The 18,417-nt window shown below is 62.6% G+C and carries 23 protein-coding genes; 8 read left to right on the top strand and 15 right to left on the bottom strand.

Annotated elements, in window-relative coordinates:
- Positions 1 to 42 precede the first annotated feature (42 nt).
- The 7 genes from kynU to dksA all read right to left on the bottom strand — a co-directional run bounded on the left by kynU (position 43) and on the right by dksA (position 5,662).
- Positions 43 to 1,260 (bottom strand): kynureninase, encoded by a 1,218-nt coding sequence (gene kynU, locus K3180_RS03715; protein ID WP_221538324.1) that lies wholly within the window; start codon positions 1,258 to 1,260, stop codon positions 43 to 45.
- Positions 1,260 to 1,901, bottom strand: a complete 642-nt coding sequence (kynB, locus tag K3180_RS03710; RefSeq protein WP_221538323.1) for an arylformamidase — start codon at positions 1,899 to 1,901, stop codon at positions 1,260 to 1,262. The genes kynU and kynB overlap by 1 nt, the downstream gene beginning before the upstream one ends.
- Positions 1,898 to 2,689, bottom strand: a complete 792-nt coding sequence (locus K3180_RS03705; RefSeq protein ID WP_221538322.1) for a tryptophan 2,3-dioxygenase — start codon at positions 2,687 to 2,689, stop codon at positions 1,898 to 1,900. The genes kynB and K3180_RS03705 overlap by 4 nt, the downstream gene beginning before the upstream one ends.
- Positions 2,690 to 2,725: 36 nt before the next feature.
- Positions 2,726 to 3,199, bottom strand: coding sequence for a DUF4112 domain-containing protein (locus K3180_RS03700; RefSeq protein ID WP_221538321.1), 474 nt, complete (start codon positions 3,197 to 3,199; stop codon positions 2,726 to 2,728).
- A gap of 5 nt (positions 3,200 to 3,204) precedes the next feature.
- On the bottom strand, positions 3,205 to 4,668 hold the full coding sequence (locus K3180_RS03695; RefSeq protein WP_221538320.1) for an ABC transporter substrate-binding protein: 1,464 nt from the start codon (positions 4,666 to 4,668) through the stop codon (positions 3,205 to 3,207).
- Positions 4,669 to 4,711: 43 nt separating this feature from the next.
- Entirely contained in the window at positions 4,712 to 5,077 is a 366-nt protein-coding gene (locus K3180_RS03690) for a PilZ domain-containing protein (protein WP_221538319.1), read from the bottom strand.
- Between the two features lie 126 nt (positions 5,078 to 5,203).
- Positions 5,204 to 5,662 carry an RNA polymerase-binding protein DksA gene (dksA, locus tag K3180_RS03685; RefSeq protein WP_221538318.1) on the bottom strand — a complete coding sequence of 153 codons (459 nt, stop codon included), beginning with the start codon at positions 5,660 to 5,662 and terminating at the stop codon, positions 5,204 to 5,206.
- Between the two features lie 288 nt (positions 5,663 to 5,950).
- On the opposite strand from dksA, the gene K3180_RS03680 reads away from it, so the two are divergent.
- Complete coding sequence (locus K3180_RS03680; RefSeq protein ID WP_221538317.1) at positions 5,951 to 6,280, top strand: hypothetical protein; 330 nt, start codon at positions 5,951 to 5,953, stop codon at positions 6,278 to 6,280.
- Position 6,281: 1 nt separating this feature from the next.
- Here K3180_RS03680 and K3180_RS03675 read toward each other — a convergent pair whose 3' ends face one another.
- Genes K3180_RS03675 through K3180_RS03655 form a run of 5 tightly spaced genes read right to left on the bottom strand, consistent with a single transcriptional unit; the run spans position 6,282 to position 9,477 of the window.
- Positions 6,282 to 7,418, bottom strand: coding sequence for a GNAT family N-acetyltransferase (locus tag K3180_RS03675; protein WP_221538316.1), 1,137 nt, complete (start codon positions 7,416 to 7,418; stop codon positions 6,282 to 6,284).
- On the bottom strand, positions 7,415 to 8,182 hold the full coding sequence (locus K3180_RS03670; RefSeq protein ID WP_221538315.1) for a glycerophosphodiester phosphodiesterase family protein: 768 nt from the start codon (positions 8,180 to 8,182) through the stop codon (positions 7,415 to 7,417). Before K3180_RS03670 ends, K3180_RS03675 begins: the two co-directional genes overlap by 4 nt.
- Complete coding sequence (locus K3180_RS03665) at positions 8,160 to 8,618, bottom strand: RidA family protein (protein WP_221538314.1); 459 nt, start codon at positions 8,616 to 8,618, stop codon at positions 8,160 to 8,162. The genes K3180_RS03670 and K3180_RS03665 overlap by 23 nt, the downstream gene beginning before the upstream one ends.
- A complete protein-coding gene (locus K3180_RS03660; RefSeq protein ID WP_221538313.1) occupies positions 8,615 to 9,244 on the bottom strand; it encodes an HAD family hydrolase in 630 nt (209 codons plus the stop codon). The genes K3180_RS03665 and K3180_RS03660 overlap by 4 nt, the downstream gene beginning before the upstream one ends.
- Positions 9,241 to 9,477: a DUF3572 family protein gene (locus K3180_RS03655; protein ID WP_345719420.1), complete on the bottom strand. Its 237-nt coding sequence runs from the start codon at positions 9,475 to 9,477 to the stop codon at positions 9,241 to 9,243. The genes K3180_RS03660 and K3180_RS03655 overlap by 4 nt, the downstream gene beginning before the upstream one ends.
- A 108-nt stretch (positions 9,478 to 9,585) precedes the next feature.
- On the opposite strand from K3180_RS03655, the gene K3180_RS03650 reads away from it, so the two are divergent.
- From K3180_RS03650 to K3180_RS03625, 6 genes are all read left to right on the top strand, one after another.
- Positions 9,586 to 9,954, top strand: a complete 369-nt coding sequence (locus K3180_RS03650) for a response regulator (protein ID WP_221538312.1) — start codon at positions 9,586 to 9,588, stop codon at positions 9,952 to 9,954.
- A gap of 113 nt (positions 9,955 to 10,067) precedes the next feature.
- Complete coding sequence (locus K3180_RS03645) at positions 10,068 to 10,313, top strand: acyl carrier protein (protein ID WP_221538311.1); 246 nt, start codon at positions 10,068 to 10,070, stop codon at positions 10,311 to 10,313.
- Positions 10,310 to 11,560, top strand: coding sequence for a serine palmitoyltransferase (gene spt, locus K3180_RS03640; RefSeq protein WP_221538310.1), 1,251 nt, complete (start codon positions 10,310 to 10,312; stop codon positions 11,558 to 11,560). The genes K3180_RS03645 and spt overlap by 4 nt, the downstream gene beginning before the upstream one ends.
- A gap of 79 nt (positions 11,561 to 11,639) precedes the next feature.
- Positions 11,640 to 13,283 carry a coiled-coil domain-containing protein gene (locus tag K3180_RS03635; protein WP_221538309.1) on the top strand — a complete coding sequence of 548 codons (1,644 nt, stop codon included), beginning with the start codon at positions 11,640 to 11,642 and terminating at the stop codon, positions 13,281 to 13,283.
- Between the two features lie 137 nt (positions 13,284 to 13,420).
- Positions 13,421 to 14,032 carry a hypothetical protein gene (locus tag K3180_RS03630; protein ID WP_221538308.1) on the top strand — a complete coding sequence of 204 codons (612 nt, stop codon included), beginning with the start codon at positions 13,421 to 13,423 and terminating at the stop codon, positions 14,030 to 14,032.
- A 71-nt stretch (positions 14,033 to 14,103) separates the two neighbouring features.
- Entirely contained in the window at positions 14,104 to 14,535 is a 432-nt protein-coding gene (locus K3180_RS03625) for an OsmC family protein (protein ID WP_221538307.1), read from the top strand.
- 31 nt (positions 14,536 to 14,566) lie between these two features.
- Here K3180_RS03625 and K3180_RS03620 read toward each other — a convergent pair whose 3' ends face one another.
- Both K3180_RS03620 and K3180_RS03615 read right to left on the bottom strand, forming a co-directional pair.
- Positions 14,567 to 15,793, bottom strand: coding sequence for an aspartyl protease family protein (locus K3180_RS03620; RefSeq protein WP_221538306.1), 1,227 nt, complete (start codon positions 15,791 to 15,793; stop codon positions 14,567 to 14,569).
- 139 nt (positions 15,794 to 15,932) lie between these two features.
- The gene (locus tag K3180_RS03615; RefSeq protein ID WP_221538305.1) at positions 15,933 to 16,775 is read right to left on the bottom strand and encodes a sterol desaturase family protein; all 843 of its coding nucleotides are present in this window, start codon (positions 16,773 to 16,775) and stop codon (positions 15,933 to 15,935) included.
- A 61-nt stretch (positions 16,776 to 16,836) separates the two neighbouring features.
- On the opposite strand from K3180_RS03615, the gene K3180_RS03610 reads away from it, so the two are divergent.
- Positions 16,837 to 17,523, top strand: coding sequence for a Crp/Fnr family transcriptional regulator (locus K3180_RS03610; RefSeq protein ID WP_221538304.1), 687 nt, complete (start codon positions 16,837 to 16,839; stop codon positions 17,521 to 17,523).
- On the opposite strand, the gene K3180_RS03605 is transcribed toward K3180_RS03610, so the two are convergent.
- A complete protein-coding gene (locus tag K3180_RS03605; RefSeq protein ID WP_221538303.1) occupies positions 17,520 to 18,407 on the bottom strand; it encodes an MBL fold metallo-hydrolase in 888 nt (295 codons plus the stop codon). The two genes, K3180_RS03610 and K3180_RS03605, sit on opposite strands and share 4 nt — an antisense overlap.
- Between the last annotated feature and the right edge of the window lie 10 nt (positions 18,408 to 18,417).

The following is an 18,417-nucleotide window of genomic DNA, read 5'->3' as shown; positions in this document are numbered from 1 at the left end:
TGGCTAACAGCCGACGGTCGCAAATCCACCCCATTTTAGTTATCAGGTAACCGCTGCCCGCTCGCGAAATTCGTCGCGCTGCCATTCGCCGGTTTCGAGCACTTCTGCCAGATGCCGCGCGGCTTCGGTCATATCCTCGAAGCGTAGATAGGCCGGGGCAAAGCCGAAGCGGAGGATATCGGGATCGCGGAAGTCGCCAATGACGCCGCGAGCGATCAGCGCCTGGCAGATGGCGTAGGCCGCGGACGCACGGAAGGAAAGCTGGCTCCCGCGCTGGGCGGGATCGATCGGGCTGACGAGGTCTAGTATGATGCCCTGTTCGGCGAGGCACTGGCGGAAGAACTCGGACAGTTTCTGCGATTTCGCATAAAGCCGTTCGACACCGATTTCGGCGATGAGGTCGACGCCCACTTCCAGCGCGGCGAGGCCGAGGATCGGGGGCGTGCCGCAGAGCAGTTTCTCGACGCCCGGTGCAGGGGCGTAATCGTCGCTGAAGGCGAAGGGGGCGGCGTGGCCCATCCAGCCGGTCAGCGGTTGCTGCGCGGCTTCCAGATGCCGTTCGGCGACGAAAGCATAGGCCGGCGCGCCGGGGCCGCCACCCAAATACTTGTAGCCGCAGCCGACGGCAAAGTCGGCTCCACACCCGTTCAGGTCCACCGGCAGCGCGCCGCCCGAATGGGACAGGTCCCACAGCACCAGCGCGCCTGCGTCATGTGCGGCGAGGGTCAGTTCCGCCATGTCGAACAGTTCGCCGGTCTTGTAATGCGTGTGGGTGAGCAGCAGCAGGGCTACGTCGTCACCCAGTGCTTCGACCAGCTTGCCCCGCTCGGCCAGTCGCCGTGTCGCAAGGCCCTGCTTTTCCAGCCCGTCGATCATGTAGAGATCGGTCGGGAAATTGCCGGGTTCGCTGAGAACGACCTTGCGATCCGGCCTCATCGCCAGCGCGGCGGAAATCAGCTTGAACAGGTTCACGCTGGTCGAATCGCAGGCGATCACTTCGTGCGGCTGCGCGCCGATCAGCGGGGCGATCTTGGCCCCGACGCGGACGGGCATGTCGATCCAGCCGGCGCTGTTCCAGCTGCGGATGAGGTCCTGCCCCCACTCTTCGCGCACCACCTGTTCGATCCGTGCTGGCGTGGCCTTGGGCAGGCAGCCCAGCGAATTGCCATCGAGGTAGATCACGCCTTCTGGCACGAGGAAGCGTTCGCGATAGTCCGCCAAGGGATCGCCCGCATCAAGGACTCTTGCCCGGTCGAGCATCACGCAAGCTCCCGCAGGATCGCACGGCACAGCCCGGCATCGCCGCCGCCAACCTTGAGCGGCGGGGCGATCAGTTCGTAACGCCCTTCCGGCACGTCATCGAGCACCAGCCCTTCGAGAATGCGCATATCGTGTTTCAGCACCGCGTGATGCGCGTCCATCGTCTTGCTCTCCTGCGGATCGACGCTGGGCGCATCGGTGCCGATCAGCTTGACGCCCTGCAGCGCGAGCCATTCGACCGTTTCGGCGGCGATCGGGAGCCAGTCGCTGCGCCATTCGTCATGTGGGAACGCGTCCCAGGTTCGGAACAGCACGCGGTCCACGCTGTCGATATGCGGCAGATCGGCCACGTCGACTTCGCCGTTCACGCCGCGCGCATCGACCACGAGGCAGGTGCCGATATAGGGGTCGAGCTCCATGCTCGCTGCGTCGAGCCCGTCTTCGGCATAATGCAGCGGCGCATCGGCATGGGTGCCCGAATGCGTGCTCATGGTCATCTTGCCGACATTGACTGGCGAGCCTTCGTCCATCCGCCATGTGCGCTCGAAAGCGAAGGCGGTATCACCCGGCCAGACGGGCAGGCCCGGACGGAGGACCTGGCTGATATCCCAGATACGGCGCTTGCTCTTCCAGCTGCTCACAGGGCCGTCCTCACGCTGAGAAGTTCCGGGAAGAAGGCAGCCTTAAGCACGCCCGCGAGATACGGAACGCCAGGAGTTCCACCGGTGCCCTTCTTGAAACCGATGATCCGCTCGACCGTCTTGAGATGGCCGAACCGCCAGCGCTGGAAATGGTATTCGAGATCGACCAGCTTTTCGGCGAGTTCGTAGAGGTCCCAATATTCTTTCGGATCGCGATAGATTTCAGCCCAGGCGGCCTCCACCGCGGACGAATGCTCCCAAGGGCTGCCATGGTCGCGAGCGAGCACCTCTGCCGGAATATCGAGCCCGCGCCGCGCCAGCAGTGCGATAGCCTCGGCATAAATGCTCTTGCGGGTGAGTTCCTCACGCAGCTCCTTGGCCACTTCGGGCGTCGCTTCGTGCATGGTGATCATGTCCGGATTACGCCCGCCGAGGAGAAATTCCATCATCCGGTATTGCGCGCTCTGAAACCCGCTCGATCCGCCGAGGAAGGGGCGGATGGTCGAATAATCATGCGGGGTCATGGTGCTGAGCACGTCCCAGCTCTGGATCAGCTGCCCCTGCGCACGCGCCACGCGGGCGAGCATCTTGAAGGCGGGGCGCAGCCGGTCCTGCTGGATGCAGGTCCGGGCTTCCTCCAGTTCGTGCAGGCACAGCTTGAGCCACAGCTCACTGGCCTGATGGACGATGATGAACAGCATCTCGTCATGCGCATCGCTGGCCGGATGCTGGGCGGACAGGATTCGGTCGAGATCGAGATAGCTCGAATAGGTAACGTCGGAAGCCATGCCCGCCGCCCTAGCGCGCATTACGCGCCGCGCAAACTACTGGTCGATGACCTTCGTTTCGGGGTGATGCCTGTCGAGATGTTTCCTGATCGTCTTCAGGTTCCTGCTGTTCGACCGGTAAACGAGGTCGAACGCATCCCCCACCAGAGGTACCGCGCCCACCGCCGTATCGAAACCGATGCGACCCATCATGTGCCACAGCTTCCATTTCGGCAGGCCGAGATTGCGCGCTTCCCAGACGATGTAACTACCCATAGCGGCCGTAATCAGATCGCCAATCACGGGCACAAGACCCACGATGGTATCGAGACCGATCCGGTAGTTCGTGCCCGGCAAGACCAGGCTGCGCTCAAGGATCATCTCCATCGCTTCGACCCGGCGACGGATCGACTGAGGATCGCTGCCGGTCGGAAAGTCAAAACGCAGCGGTCCCGTGGTGCCTTGCGAACCGAATCCCGTATTCCCAGAGGCATTCTCAGGCTCGATCGGCGTAAGGCGATTGTCTTCCATCGAGCCTAGATGGGGGCGCGGCTCAATGGGAACAAGGGATGGAAAGCCCAGCTGTTTTCCGAAAATCCTTCCACCCCCGCCCGCACCTGCGACCAGCGGATAGGCGCGCCCAGGGGGACGTAGAGATTGGTCGCGGTGAGCGTCTGTTCCGCTTCGGAAAGGTACGACGCTTCTTCCGCCGGGTTCGCCGCGTCGACCGAAAGCTGGACGAGGAAATCCACGTCCGCCGAACAGACTGGTGCCGAAACCTCGCAATTGAACTGGTTCAGGAACCAGCGCGCGCCGGGATAACGCGCGACCGTATCGCGCAGGGTTAGGTCGGCATACTCTGCGCTTTGAACCCTTTCCAGATCGACCCCAATCGCCGAGAAATCTCGTGCAAGGGCGGAAAAGAGAAAGTCGGAGCCGGGACCGGGCGGCAGTGCGATGGCAAGCATGACATCGCTACCGGCCCCATTTTTCCATTGCTGCACGATCGAGGAAGCGCGTGCACGCCGCTGTTCCAGCGAAAGACCCTGCCAGCGTTCGCCCACCGTACCATCATCGCCCGGCAGGCCATCGGCCACGATCCGGCTCGATCCGGTCCAGCCGGCAAGATTGAACTGCTGCACAAGTGCGGGCCGATCTATCGCCAGCGCCAGCGCTTCGCGGTTAGTCGGTGAAGCGAGAAAACCCTCGGGCCGCACCACATCCAGCCCGTAGAGTCCGATTGCCGGATCCACCCGTACCGTGCCGCGCGACAGGGCCCCGGTAATGGCCAGTGGCAAGGTCTCCAGCCGTCCGCCAAGGAGAATGTCGACCTGTCCCTGTGCGAAGGCGCGAGCCGCCGCTTGCGGCGCAAGGGGGCTGATGCGCACCGTCCTGACCTGGTCTTCCCAGTCGTCCTGCGGGGACAAGCCCCGCTGTTCTGGGGGCAAGGCCTGAAGCACGGCCGCGCCGTTTTCGAGATTCGCCACCATCGGCCCCGCATCGGTATTGCGCAGGGCAATACCCAGTTCGGGCTGGGCGAGCAGGCTGAGAAAGCCCGGCATCGGGCTGCGCAGACGTATCTCGATGACCCGCCCCGTCATTGCGCGCACATCGAGCACCTTTTCCAGATCGAAACCGAGGCTGGTGCCATCGAGCCGGTCGATCGTGCGGTCGAGGCTGTCCGCCACGGCCTGCGCCGTCAGGCGCGTTCCATCCGGCAGATCGAATTCCCTGATTCGGAAGATGTAGCTTTCCCCGTCGTCGGTCACGATCCAGCGTTCGGCCAGTCCGGGGACCACTTCGCCCTGTGCGTTCAGGCGCACGAGGCCCTGCCGCTGGGCGGAACGCATCAACTGCGCCCCGGCGTTCAGTTCCCGATCGGAGGAAAACAGCGATGCGGTAGTACCGATATAGGCCACGTCGACCTCGCCGTCATCCGCGCCGGCGCTGCAGGCGCCCAGCAGGGCGAAGATCAGCAGGACCGGAATGGGGCAGCGCATAATTCCGACGTAGCAGCGCCGCGCCTATGTTCAAGCACGCCGTTCAGACCTGGCGGACACCCCAGACGTGCGTTGCCGGAGCGACTGCGGGGCGGGCATAGCGCGGTGCCTCGGACTTTTCGCTCACGAGGCTGGTGCGGGCGAGCCCGGCATCGACCGGTTCGTCAAAGGAAATTCCAACGCGCGCGCTCTGGCTCCACGCCACCACACCACCTACTTCGCCAATCTTTTTCAAGGTGACTACGACGCGTTGCCCGGCTGAGGCGACCAGTTCGCCTTCTATCATCATGCCGCCATCGGAAAGGTTGCGGACCTTGACCCGTTCGCTCCGCTCAGACCCTTCGAGCCGCACGTCGGCCATGAGGAAAAGGCTGTCGCGCTTCAGATTGCGCGTGTCGATTGCAGTCATCACACTTCGCTTCCCGTTATTATCGATCCCGGTCGCGTCCTGTCCCAATGGCAAGAAACCTACGCGCAGGATGATAACCAATGGTTGGCGAAAACGGTTAATCCGCTAACTTTTCCAGTAAGACGTTCAATCGTCGCGCGAAATTTTCTCGCGGCGTTCATGCGCTTCCTGCGCTTCGACCGTCATGGTCGCGACCGGCCGAGCGATAAGACGCTTCAGGCCGATCGGATCGCCGGTCACTTCGCACCAGCCATATTCGCCCTGGTCGATCCGTCGCAGGGCAGCGTCGATTTTCGAGATCAGCTTGCGCTGGCGATCACGGGTCCGCAGTTCGATACCCCAGTCGGTTTCCGAAGAGGCCCGATCATTGAGGTCGGGTTCGCGGATCGGACCATCCTGCAGGGATTGGAGCGTCTGGTCGGCCGCATCGTGGATCGATTTCTTCCAGTCGAGCAAAAGCATGCGGAAATAATCGAGCTGCCTGTCCCCCATGTATTCTTCGTCATCCGAGGGCACATAATCAGGGTCGACGGCAGCCTTCGCCTTGGCGAGCTTTTCCGAAACATTCGAAGCCGTAGTGGCCATTGAGTGTGGTACCCTTCTTCCCAACTCTCTTGTGCGGAGAGCCGCCTTCCCGCTGGCCCGGATTTTTCCGGCTCCCGCGGCGCTCCGATGGCGCGGCCTATAGGAGCGCCACAGAATGCCCGCAAGCGGCTTTCGGGAATTCCCATAGGCTGTGACAGATTAAGCGCAGACTACCGAAGAGGATCGACGCAATTCGATGCTTTTCGCCGTTAACTATTTATTGACCATAACAGGCGAACTTGGACTTCACCGGCGGGGGCCGGATCCGGAACGGGGGAGTTTCCGAACATGCAACTCAAGGCCATTGAAGGCGGCGCAGGCCGTATCGAGCAGAGCGACGAAGCTCTGGTCACCATCAACGAATATATGCGTGACTACGAGAACGGCAGTCTCGATGCGCTCTACGATCTGGGAGTCGCCTTTTCGACCGGCAGCCACGGCTGCTGCGCCGACATGATCGAAGCCCACAAATGGTTTAACATCGCTGCCTCGAAGGGTCACGAAGAAGCGGCCTGGTGCCGGGCGGACGTTTCCGATGAGATGACTGCCCGCGAGATCGCCGAAGCCCAGCGCCGCGCGCGCGAATGGCTGGCAGACGGATCGCGCAAGGTTGCCTGAATCAACCCCCTTTGCGGAAGGGCGTTCGACTCTCGAGATAATTGCGATCGGCGGCCACGCCTTGGCGCTCGCGCTCGAGGAAATCCGCCACCGCCGCGCGGAAGCCGGGATCGGCAATCCAGTGGGCGGAAACGGTCTCGACCGGTTCGTAGCCGCGGGCCAGCTTGTGCCCGCCCTGCGCACCCGCCTCGACCCGCGATAGGCCCCGCTCGATCGCCAGATCGATAGCCTGATAATAGCACAACTCGAAATGCAGGAAGCGGACCTGCTTCGTGCAGCCCCAATATCGCCCGTAAATTGCCTCGGCGCCGATGAAGTTGAGTGCCCCGGCAATGGGTTCGCCGTCTTCCAGCGCCAGTACCAGCACGATTTTTTCGCCCATTCTTTCGCCCAGCAGGTCGAAGGCTGCGCGGGTCAGATAGGGCTGGCCCCACTTTCGCGCCCCGGTGTCCTGGTAGAAATGCCAGAACGCATCCCAGTGTTCGGAGCGGATGGCATCGCCGGTGAGCCGGACAATTTCCAAACCTGCCTGCGCAGCAGCGCGTTCCTTGCGCAGATCCTTGCGCTTGCGCGAGGTCAGCGTGGCGAGGAAATCGTCGAAACTTCCGAAGCCCTGATTGATCCAGTGGAACTGGATATCGCTCCGCAGCAGCCACCCCGATGCTTCGAACAGCGGAACCTGATCCGGTTCGATGAAGGTGGCGTGGGCAGAGGAGAACCGGTTCTGCAGGCAAAGCTGCTCGGCCGCCGACAGCAGCGGCGGGGCCAGCGCCGGGTCCGACAGCAACAGTCGCGGTCCCGTGGCAGGGGTAAAGGGTACGGCGATCTGCAGCTTGGGGTAATAGCTTCCTCCGGCCCGCTCATAGGCATCGGCCCAGCTATGGTCGAAGACATATTCGCCCTGGCTGTGACCCTTGGCATAGGCGGGCATGGCGGCAAGTGGCGGGCCGTCTCCGGAAGAAATCGCCAGCGGCACGGGTTGCCAGCCCGTGCCGGGACCAACGCTGCCCGAATCTTCCAGCGCGGTGAGGAATTCGTGGGAAACGAAGGGATTGTCGCCTGCCAGCGCGTTCCATGCCGCGGCGTCTATCGAGCCGACCGATGCGGCGATTCGCGCGGCTAGCCCTTCCCCGTTCACGCCAGGCCTTCTCCCTCGGCGATCAAGGCGTCTGCATGCGCCAGGCCGTGCGCGCGAGCGGCGGGAGAATCCACCGTCCAGGTCAGGACCGGCATACCACGGCCTTGAAGTGCGGAGACCATCGAGTTGGGTAATGCCGCAACGTGATAGGCCAGGAATTCAGGCTTCGCGACCCACAGCGCCATGTGCCGCTGCCACGCCTTCTGCGTCATGCCGACTTTATCTTCACGCATCACGAGGCCGCAGACCGTCTGCGGCGAGTGCTTTACGAACCACACGCATACGCGCGGGTCGAAGCTCATCACCGCATGCGGCCCGTCATAGCCTTCGAGCGCCTTCGCCACCGCACGGCAGCTGCGTTTCACATCGTATCCGCGCCGTGACTTGATCTCGATCAGGATCGGCACCCGTCCGCCGACGATTGGCAGCAGGTCGTCGAGCCGCGCCAGCTTGTGCTCGCTGTCGAGGAAGGCGATCTGCGCCAGTTCCTCCGCGCTATGCGCGGCAAGCGGCCCGCTTACGCCGGTCAGCCGTTCGAGTTCCCAGTCATGGACAAGCATGGCACAGCCATCGCGGCTGCGCTGGATATCGCATTCGATGCCCAGGCCGCGCTCGACTGCCAGCGCGAAGCCGGCGAGCGAATTCTCCGGCACGCCCGGGCCATGCAGCCCGCGATGAGCATAGGTCCATTCACGCAACCACCCGACCCGCGCTGGATCGGGCGAGTGAACGATTAACCGGTCAAGCGGGGCGAAGAGCGACAATCGCGTCAACCTCGACCGCGGCGTCGAGCGGGAGCACCGGTACGCCGACCGCGCTGCGAGCATGGCGGCCCGCATCGCCGAACACTTCGGCCATCAGGTCGCTGCACCCGTTCACCACCTTGGGCTGACCTGTAAAGTTCGGCACACTACTAACGAAACCGCCCAGCTTGACGACCTTCTCCACGCGGTCGAGCAGGCCTGCCGCCTTCAACTGCGCGAGGATCATCAAACCGCAGGCGCGCGCCGCTTCCTGTCCGCGTTCGAGCGTGACGTCCTGGCCCAGCTTGCCGGTAACGAGATTGCCATCGACAAAGGGCAATTGGCCCGAGACATAGGCCGTGTCGCCCGACACAACGAGCGGCTGATAGCTGGCAACGGGCGCAGCCGCTTCGGGCAGCGTTATACCCAGCTCTTCCAGTTTGGCTTCGATACTCATGCGTTTTCCCTTTCCAGTTGCGCTCGCAGCCACGGCAAAGCATCATCCCAGCTGTCGATCCGCGCGTCGGCATGGCCCGAACTATGGGCGCAGTCGATATGCGGGGCGAGCATAGGCTCGCCGCACAGGTGGAGCGTCGTGATATCCGAAATCGTTTCGCGCGCGGACCGGTGGTGCTGCGCCAGATCGTCGATGAAAATCGCCTTGGACGGGCGATATTCCTGAAGGATGTTCTGCAGTGCCGGGCCCTTGGGGCCCTGGTTGGTGAAGACTCGTGCGTTGAGGCCGTGGCCCGCAAGCTGCTCTGTCCGCATCGCTTGCCGCTTGTCCACGAGATTGGTGAGGATCACCACATCGGCTTCCTCGGCCAGTGTGTTGATCCCCTCGATCGCTCCCGGAATCGGGGCCTGCCTGTGCATTTCGGTGTCGAAAAACTGACCGAGCTTGCGCCAGATTTCATCCTGCTCGAGCACCTCGCCACTGTCCTGCCAGCGCAGCGCCTGCGAAAAATCATTGCCGCTCATGCGGAATTCCACGCCCTGCGTTTCGGCCAGCCAGTCCCTGAAGGGCGAGACCATGTAGAGCAACACCTCGTCGCAGTCGGAAATGATCAAGGGGCGGGTCATGCGTTCAATTCCTTCGCGGCAGCGACAAGGGTTTCGGGCCTGGTATTAAGGGCATCGGCAGCGGCGACGAGATCGGGTTCGTGGCCTGCGAGAAAGTCCAGCACCGCTGCCTGGACGCTGCGGTCGTCGATTCCGTGGCGCAGACGTTCGGGGGTGAGACCCGTCAATGAAAGCAGGCGCTCAGCGCGCTTTTCATCGGTCAGCGCCCAGCCGAGCGCTTCCAGTGCGAACACCTCGGGCGTGCGCTCGTCTCGATCCGCCGATTTATCGCTTACCGGAATTGTCAGTCCTTTCGCTTGCTCCTAAGCCTGCGGTCCATATTCGCAGGAGTGACTGGCCCCGTGGCAAAGAGAATCCTCGTTGTCGAGGACAACGACCTTAACCGTAAGCTGTTTTGTGACGTGCTGAAGGCGAACGGTTATGAAGTGGTGCCGGTTTCCGACGGAAGCAATGTTCTGGCCACTGCGAAGAAATCCGAACCGCAACTGGTCATTATGGATATCCAGCTTCCCAATGTCAGCGGGGTGGATCTGATCGCGCGGCTGAAGGCCGACAAGTCGCTGGAAAGTATACCCGTTCTTGCCGTAACCGCCTATGCCGGCAAGGGCGATGAAGAGCGGATCCGCGATGCAGGCGCGGAAGATTACCTTGCCAAACCGGTGTCGATTGGCCCCTTCATGGCCGCCGTGCGCAAGCTGCTTTCCGACTGAGAGAAACGGCTGCACGCTTGACAAGCGGCACCGGAAACCGCTTTGCCGCCCCATTCGTTCGGACCCGTAGCACCGCGGGCCGCACCGCTTATTTTGAAGAACTGGACCCACCAATGGACCGTGCAGAGGTAGACGCGAAAATCCGCGAACTTGCCGAACCCTTCAACAAGAAGGGCATCGAGATCAAGGAAGAGACCACTTTCCAGAACGATCTCGAATTCGACAGCCTGACGGTGATGGATTTCGTTGCCGAGATCGAAGACGAATTCGACATCATCATCTCGATGAACCAGCAGGCCGAAATCGAGAATTACGGCCAGCTCGTTGACGCGGTCCACAAGCTCCAGGCCGATTCATGAGCGAAGGCATCCTTCAGCCGGACAAGCCCGAGGCGCTGGAAGGCGATAACCGGGACCTGTTCTCCAAGTTCGACGATGTCATCGCGCTGCGCGAAGGCCTGCTTGCGCAGGGGCGGGAGGATCCGTTCAACCTGGTGATGGAAAAGGTGCTCTCGCCCACCCGCGCGATCTGTAACGGGCGCGAGACGATCCTGCTCGGCACCTATAATTACATGGGCATGACCTTCGATCCCGATGTGGTCGAAGCCGGAAAGCAGGCCCTGTCCGATTTCGGTTCCGGCACCACTGGCAGCCGCGTCCTCAACGGCACCTACCAGGGCCACAAGGAATGCGAAGAGGCGCTGCGCGAATTTTACGGAATGGACCATGCGATGGTCTTCTCGACCGGCTACCAGGCCAATCTCGGGATCATCTCCACCATCGCGGGCAAGGGCGATTACATCGTTCTGGACATCGACAGCCATGCCAGCATCTGGGACGGCTGCGCGATGGGCCAGGCCGAAGTCGTGCCGTTCAAACACAACGATATCGAGGCGATGGAAAAGCGCCTGCGCCGCATCCCCGAAGGTGCGGGCAAGCTGGTCGTGCTCGAAGGCGTCTATTCGATGCTCGGCGACATTGCGCCCCTGAAGGAAATGGTCGCCATCGCCAAGAAATACGGCGCCATGGTGCTGGTCGACGAAGCACATTCGATGGGCTTCATCGGCGAGAACGGCCGCGGCGTGGTGGAAGATGCGGGGGTGATCGACGATGTCGATTTCATCATCGGCACTTTCTCCAAGAGTGTCGGCACGGTGGGCGGTTTCTGCGTCTCGAACCACCCGAAGTTCGAGATCATGCGCCTCGTCTGCCGTCCATATGTCTTCACCGCCTCGCTGCCGCCGAGCGTGGTCGCGACTGCGGCCACCAGCATCCGCAAGCTCATGCACGGCTCCAACAAGCGCGCGCATCTGTGGGAAAATTCACGCGCCCTGCACAAGGGTCTGCGCGATCTCGGCTTCAAGCTGGGGACCGAGGAGGCGCAGAGCGCGATCATCGCGGTGATCATGCCCGATCTCGAAAAAGGCGCGCATATGTGGGAGGCGCTGATCCGCGGCGGGCTCTATGTGAACCTTGCACGGCCCCCGGCAACGCCTGCCAATATGACCCTGCTACGCTGCTCGCTCTGTGCCGAGCACAGCGAAGAAGAAGTCGGACAGATACTCGAAATCTTCGAGAAAGCGGGCCGCGAAACCGGGATCATCTGAGGCGGCCCATGCCATCGGGTCGCGCCGAACTCTCCATCGCCGATAGGCAAGGACGGGGCCGGCCTGCCGGGCAGGAAGCATGAGAGTAGTTTTCGGATGGCTGGGACGGACGGGACTGCTCTATCTCGTCCTCTGTCTTGCCTTTGCCTTCTACATCCTCGCCTGGCCGCGCATCGTGCCGCAATTCGGCAGCGACAGCCTGCGGCAGGACACCATGTCCGTTGCCCAGATCCGCGAGACTGTCCTGCAGGAACGCGAACAGCTTCAGTCGGAACTAACGCAGCGCGAGGCGGATATTCGGGCCATGGGCGTGGGGGCAATCGACCGGCGGCTGGTGCAGGCGCGCCGCCAGCAGGAAGAAGTGCAGCGCGAGATCGAGGAGAGCAACGGGTTTCTCGACGCGGTCCGTCCTTCGCGCATTCTCGCCCTGCAGCGTGCGAAATTGCGGGACGCCGCGCTCGAAGCCGAGATTGACGCACTCGAATCCGCTCGGAAGGCTAAGCTTGCCGGCTCGCTCATTACCCGGGCAGAGGCCGAGTTCGACCGCTATTCGAGAATTCCGACCGCTAATGCCGTGCGGGTATCCCACCGGCTTTGCGACAGCGCCGAGAAGGATCTGAAAGAGTTCGAGCGGCGCAGCATGCTGGACCAGACCACGCGCGAGATTTTCCTGCGCGAACGGGAGGTGCTGGAGGCGACCCGCGACCGCCGCTGCGATGCGGCAGAAAGCCGCGAGACCCGGCGAAACGCAGGTCTTGCCGCCAGTCAAAAGCTCGCAAAGGCCCACCGAGCCTACGAGGAAGCGCGCGAGTGGGACATGGCTGCCCTGCCCGACACGACGCTGGGTATGTCGGAAACGAGCCTGCGCGAAGTTCTGGTCGCCGCCGCATGGGCGTTGCTGGGTATATTGCTCCTGCCCTATCTGATCCGCACCCTTCTCTACTATGTCATCGCCCCCATCGCGCAGCGGCGGCGGGCGATCCGGATCTCGGTTCCGGGCATGAACAGCGTGGCAGTGAAACCGCCGCAGGAACAGTCGCGCGCCTCGATCCCCGTCCGGCTCGGAGCAGGGGAGGAATTGCTGGTGCGGCAAGGTTTCCTGCAATCCAGCCCGGCGGATGCGAAACTGCGCACGCGCGCCCTGCTCGACTGGAAGGCCCCGCTCGCCAGCCTTGCCAGCGGCATGGCCATGCTGACCCGCGTGCGTGGCAGCGACACGACGACAGTGATTTCCGCCGATGACGATCCCTTCGCCGAAATCACCGCCATCGACCTGCCCCAAGGCGCGGCCATGGTGCTTCAGCCCCGCACGCTGGCCGCAGTGGTCCAGCCGCAGGATAGGCCGTTGCGGATCACCAGCCACTGGCGGCTCTTCAGCCTCAACGCATGGCTGACCCAGCAATTGCGCTTCCTCGTCTTCCACGGCCCTGCCCGGCTGATCGTCAAGGGCGGACGCGGCGTGCGGGTGGAGCCGGTCGACAGCGGCCGCCGCTTCGGGCAGGACCAGTTGGCGGGCTTTTCCGCCGACCTGTCCTATTCGGTCGCCCGCAACGAAACCTTCGTTCCCTATCTCCTCGGCCGTGAACCGCTGCTGCGGGACCGTATAGAAGGCGGAGAGGGCGTGCTGGTGCTGGAAGAAACACCCTATGCGGGCCGCCGGAAAGGCATTCGCGGCGGGCTGGAAGGGTTGTTCGATGCCTTCCTGAAGGCCTTCGGTATCTAGTGCGCATCCGGCAGTAATCGAAAGAAAAACCTGCCCTTGGGTTCAATTTTTATTTCTGAACGGGGCGTGACCCGAAGTTCAGAATGCGTTCAATGGAGTCCTCCTAGAAAGTTCCCAATATTTCAGGAGATTTCGGGATGACCCTATCCATAATGAAGGCAGCTGGCCTTGCAGCGGCAACTACATTACTAGGCGCCTGCAGCATCGGTTCATATGGCGGACTGTCAGTAGGCAGCGCAGGATATTACGATGACGGATATTACGACGACGGCTACTATGGTTGGTACGACGATTACTATTATCCGGGCACCGGTTATTACGTTTATGACCCCAACCGGACGGCCTACCGCTGGAATGCACGCCAGCAGCGTTACTGGATGGCACGCAGGGCCGCGATCCGCGACCAACGCCGCATCCGCGCCAACTGGAACCGCTGGGAACGCCGCGAAGCACGGCGCGAATATCGCCGCGACGCCAGACGGGATGCCAGGCGTGAATATCGCCGCGAATACCGACGCGATGCACGGCAGGAAGCAAGGCGCGAGGCCAGGCAGGTAGCCCGCCAGCAGGCTCGTCAGCGCGCCAGGCAACAGGCACGGCAGGAAGCGAGGCGTGAAGCCAGACGCGAAGCCATTCGCGATGCCCGTCGCGAAGCGCGCATGGACAATCGCCGCGACGCGAGACGCGATGCACGCCGTGAAGACCGGCGCGAACGCCGCCGCGAGAGGCGCCGCGAACGCGACGATTGATCGCCGCCAGCACGCCGGGCAAAGGAACATAGCTCCTTTCGGGACGTCTCATTCCCGAAAGGAGCTTTTTCATGAAGATCACGAATTCGGGCAGCGCCACCTATGAGGGCCTCGGCAAGGACGGCAAGGGCCATGTCTCCACCGGATCGGGCGCACTCGCCGCCCAGCCCTACGGCTTCAACACCCGTTTCGAGGATGCACCGGGGACCAATCCGGAAGAGCTGATCGCCGCCGCGCATGCCAGCTGCTTCACCATGGCGCTGAGCTTCAAGCTGGCCGAAGCCGGTTTCACCGACGGCCGCGTGACCACCAGCGCGGAAGTGACGCTGGAAAAGGAGGATGGAGGCTTCACCGTGACCAGGTCGGCGCTTTCCACCAAGGGCAAGGTCGAAGGGATGGATCAGGCCAAGTTCGAGGAGCTGGCCGCCGACGCCAAGGCCAATTGCCCGATCTCCAAGCTGCTCAAGGCAGAGATTACCCTCGACACAAAGTTCGAGGGTTAGAAGTAGCTAGGACTGCGAAAGCCGCATCTTGCTATTCCACCAAGCGAATCTCGATCGGTTGATCGTTTCGTAGCACCGTCAGCCGCTGCGCCGACCGGGCCGGGCCCGCTTCCACCAACCACTGCGCCGTCTCGCAATTGGATGCGCCGGTCGCAAGCGTCCGGTCGTCGATGGCCACCACCTTGTCTCCCAGTTTCAAGCCGGCCCGCTCTGCCAGCGAGCCGTGGTAAAGTTGTACGACGCGAACGTTCCCGGCGAGTTGCATCAGCGCATAGCCCGGATGCGGAGGAGCGGTATGGGGCCGTTCACGGGGATGGAGGATTATCCGCGCCTCCGAATAGTCGAGCGCTACATCGTGCGTATCAAGGATGCCGAGCCCAACTAGAGAGGGAGGGGCGCTGCGCGTCGTTGCGCGGTGCTTTCCCAGCTCCGTCATTCCCATCCGCATGCCCTCGATCTCGAAGCGCAGCAGGTCAGTGTCGGCTCCCAGGCCAGCGGCTGACACACCGTGCGAACCGCGTCCCTCGCGTACGGTGCCAGGAATGATCGCACTTGCAACCCGAGCGTCCTGCATCACCTGGTCGAACAGAACGATGGTATCGGAATTGCCGGTGTCAAACAGGCCCTTGTCGGCAAATTCACCTATGGCGTAATCGAATACCGGGGCGTGCGGATAGCCGAAGTCGTGCAGCGGGACGACGATCGTATCTTCCGCCGCTGCAATCTCAGGCAAATCCGCAAGGCGTTCCGCGATCTGCAAGATCTGCCGTTCTGCATCGATGTGCCAGACACTGCCGGGGAATATTTCCGAGCCAATCACGCCTGCGTCGATGAAGCATCCGGCCGGATCGATGGCGCGAAAATCGCTTACCAGCACCGGCACGGAGCGGAACGTCACGCCGCCGATCGTCAACCGGTCGACGATGCCGATATCGGTCGTAACCTCCCGTCCGTTGGCGTCGCGCCCGGTGTTCGAGCCGATTACTACCAGATCGAGCTCGGCTGCAAGCTCGCGCGAGATCATGGTGGGAGACCCGGTGTCGAAAACAAAGCGGCGTTCGAGACCATTCATGGCTGCATTGATCGAGAACTTGCCCATGTGCGGGATGAGGGGCACTCTCGCGACCACTTCTTCCCGCTCGATCGCGATCGGTTTTTGTAAAACCGTCGCCACCTCGGGTGTAATTTGCGCGTGCGTTTGCAGCGGCAGGAGCATTGCCGACAGCGGGAAAAGAATTGCAACCGCGAATGATTTCATGGTCTGGTTCCTTTTCTGACAAAAGGCCGCACGGCATTGGAAACTTGCGGGTGAACCGGACCTTAGTCCCACTCGGTCCTTTTCGGAATGTTCAACCAAACCCGACAGGCCGCTCCCGACCCATAGCAGCCATCCCCACTCAGGCCTCTCTCATCACGGCAGACCCTTCCTCCGCGATCAACCCTTTTTGCTCCGGGAACACCGGCCACAGCAGTTGCTGGCCCAACGTGGTCGGCGGCAGGTTCTCCACGCCGTAACTTTCGGGATAGGTCCGCGTGATCTTTGCGGTGCCGAACAGTACATCCCAGAAAAACAGCAGGTTTCCGTAATTGCCCTTGTAATGGACCGCCGGATCGCTCGCGTGGCGGCCGTGGTGCGCGTGATGAGTGGCGGGGGTCGAAATGGTCCTTTCGACCAGCCACATCACCGGTGACAGCCACTTAACTGCGTAAAGCGGCCGGTCCCAGGCGATGTCCGAATGCGCGCCGGTGATGACCGCCAGCTTGACCACGATATAGCCCGCATAGACCCAGCCGAGGCCGAGGTAGATCAGCACGCCCGACAGCCAGATGCCCGGCATCATCATGTAGTAGAAGAGATTGTTCCGGTAGACGACCCGCACGCTCATGTAGCGCGCGTTGTGGTGCGGGCGGTGGAGATTGTAGAGCCACGGGAAGGTGTGCGCTGCGCGGTGCCACCAATATTGCATCATGTCGTCGAGCAAGAGAAACAGCGCGATTGCCGCGAAGGCGTTCAGATCGGCAAGCGCGCCGGCATATTGCGGCGCGACCATTCCAGCGAACGCAGCGGAGAGGAACAGGATTGCCGGCTGGGTCAGGCCGAGCAGCACGACAATGCTGGCCGCCTCGACGATCCCGTCGTCACGGGTCTGCCCTGGCTTGGCGAACAGATTGCTGCGCCATAGCTCGAGCAACGCGAAGCCGAGATAGATGGCAAGGATGGCGATGGTCGATGCGGGCATGGTTCTCTCTCCCCGAGGCGAACTTGTCGATTTGCCTTCTAACCTTTACCGAAGCGCAAGAATGTCCAGAATTTTACATTTGAATGCGACTCGGCGATCGCTGGTCACGCCGATGCTGTTTTCGGCGCTCGATAACGGCTTGCAAGCGCATCTCGTCCGCATCTCGCATCTGCGCAAATTTGCCGACGGGCAGATCATCCAGCAGCGGGGCGATGCGGCGGATGGCTTCTGGCTGATCAAGGACGGTGCGGTGCGGGTCGGGCAATTCCTGCCCGATGGGGAGTTCCGCGCGGTCGCCCTGCTGGGCCCCGGCGATTCCTATGGGGAGCTGGCAGTATTTTCGGGCAAGCCGCGGATCGTCGATGCCATTGCGCGCGGGACCAGCCGGTTGCGGTTGATCGGCGCGCGCGCCTTCCTCGATGCGCTGGGCAATTACCCCGCGTCCAGCCGCGCGCTACTGGGTGCGCTGTCGGAGCAGTTGCAGGATACGTTATCGCTACTCGCCGGACTGCGGCACGGTACCAACCCGGCGCGCCTGGCCGGGCTGCTCGCCGCTATGGCGGGCGAAGGAACGGGCGCGGCGGAGGTCACCATCACCCAGCAGGAGCTGGCCGACCTTCTCGGCGTGACCCGCGCCACCGCCAACGCCGCTCTGCGCGAACTGCAACGCCAGCGGCTGGTGAAGCGCGGCTATGGAAAGATCCGGATTGCCAACCGCGAAGCCCTCGCCAGTTTTGCGCTGAGTTAGGGCTTGGGCTCCACCGACTCCCGCACCGGCATTACGGGAATGCGCAGGTAGGCGACGCCGTTCGCTTCCGCTTCGGGGAACTTGCCCGCGCGTATGTTCACCTGGACCGAGGGGAGCAGCAGGCGCGGGACAGCGAGGTCGGCATCGCGCGCTTCGCGCCTGGCGACGAATTCGTCTTCGCTCACCCCGTCGTGGACATGGACGCTGTTGCGGCGCTGTTCGGCCACAGTGGTTTCCCAGGCGTAGGTATCGCGCCCGGGCGCCTTGTAATCGTGGCACATGAACAGGCGCGTGTCCCCGGGCAGTTCGAGCAGGCGGCGGATCGAACGGTAGAGCTGGCGCGCATCGCCGCCGGGGAAGTCTGCCCGAGCGGTGCCATAGTCGGGCATGAACAGCGTATCGCCTACGAAGACCGCATCACCGATGTGATAGGCAACGTCGGCCGGGGTGTGGCCGGGCACGTGCAATACCTCGACTTCCATCTCGCCGATCCGGAAGCGTTCGCCATCGGCAAACAAATGGTCGAAATCCGAACCGTCGGTCTTCAGGTCGTCGAGCCCGAAAACCGGACGGAAGATCTTCTGCACCTTGCGAATATCCTCGCCGATACCGATCGCCACGCCGGTCTTCGCCTTGATGAAGGGTGCGGCGGAAAGGTGATCGGCATGGGCATGCGTTTCCAGCACCCAGTCGAGCGTGACGCCTTCTTCCTTCGCCGCATCGAGGATGGCTTCGGCCGAACGGATGTCCGCCTTGCCCGCGGCGAGATCGAAATCGAGCACGGGATCGATCACCGCACCGCGCATGGTGGCCGCGTCCCAGACGAGATAGCTCACCGTATTGGTGGGTTCATCGAAGAAGGCGCGGATCAGGGGGGTGGTCATGAGAAGCTCC

The organism is Qipengyuania huizhouensis, assembly GCF_019711635.1.
In the GTDB taxonomy this organism is placed as follows: Bacteria; Pseudomonadota; Alphaproteobacteria; order Sphingomonadales; family Sphingomonadaceae; genus Qipengyuania; species Qipengyuania huizhouensis.
The sequence above is the reverse complement of the archived record's forward strand: the minus strand, read 5'-3'. Positions and strand labels throughout refer to the sequence as shown.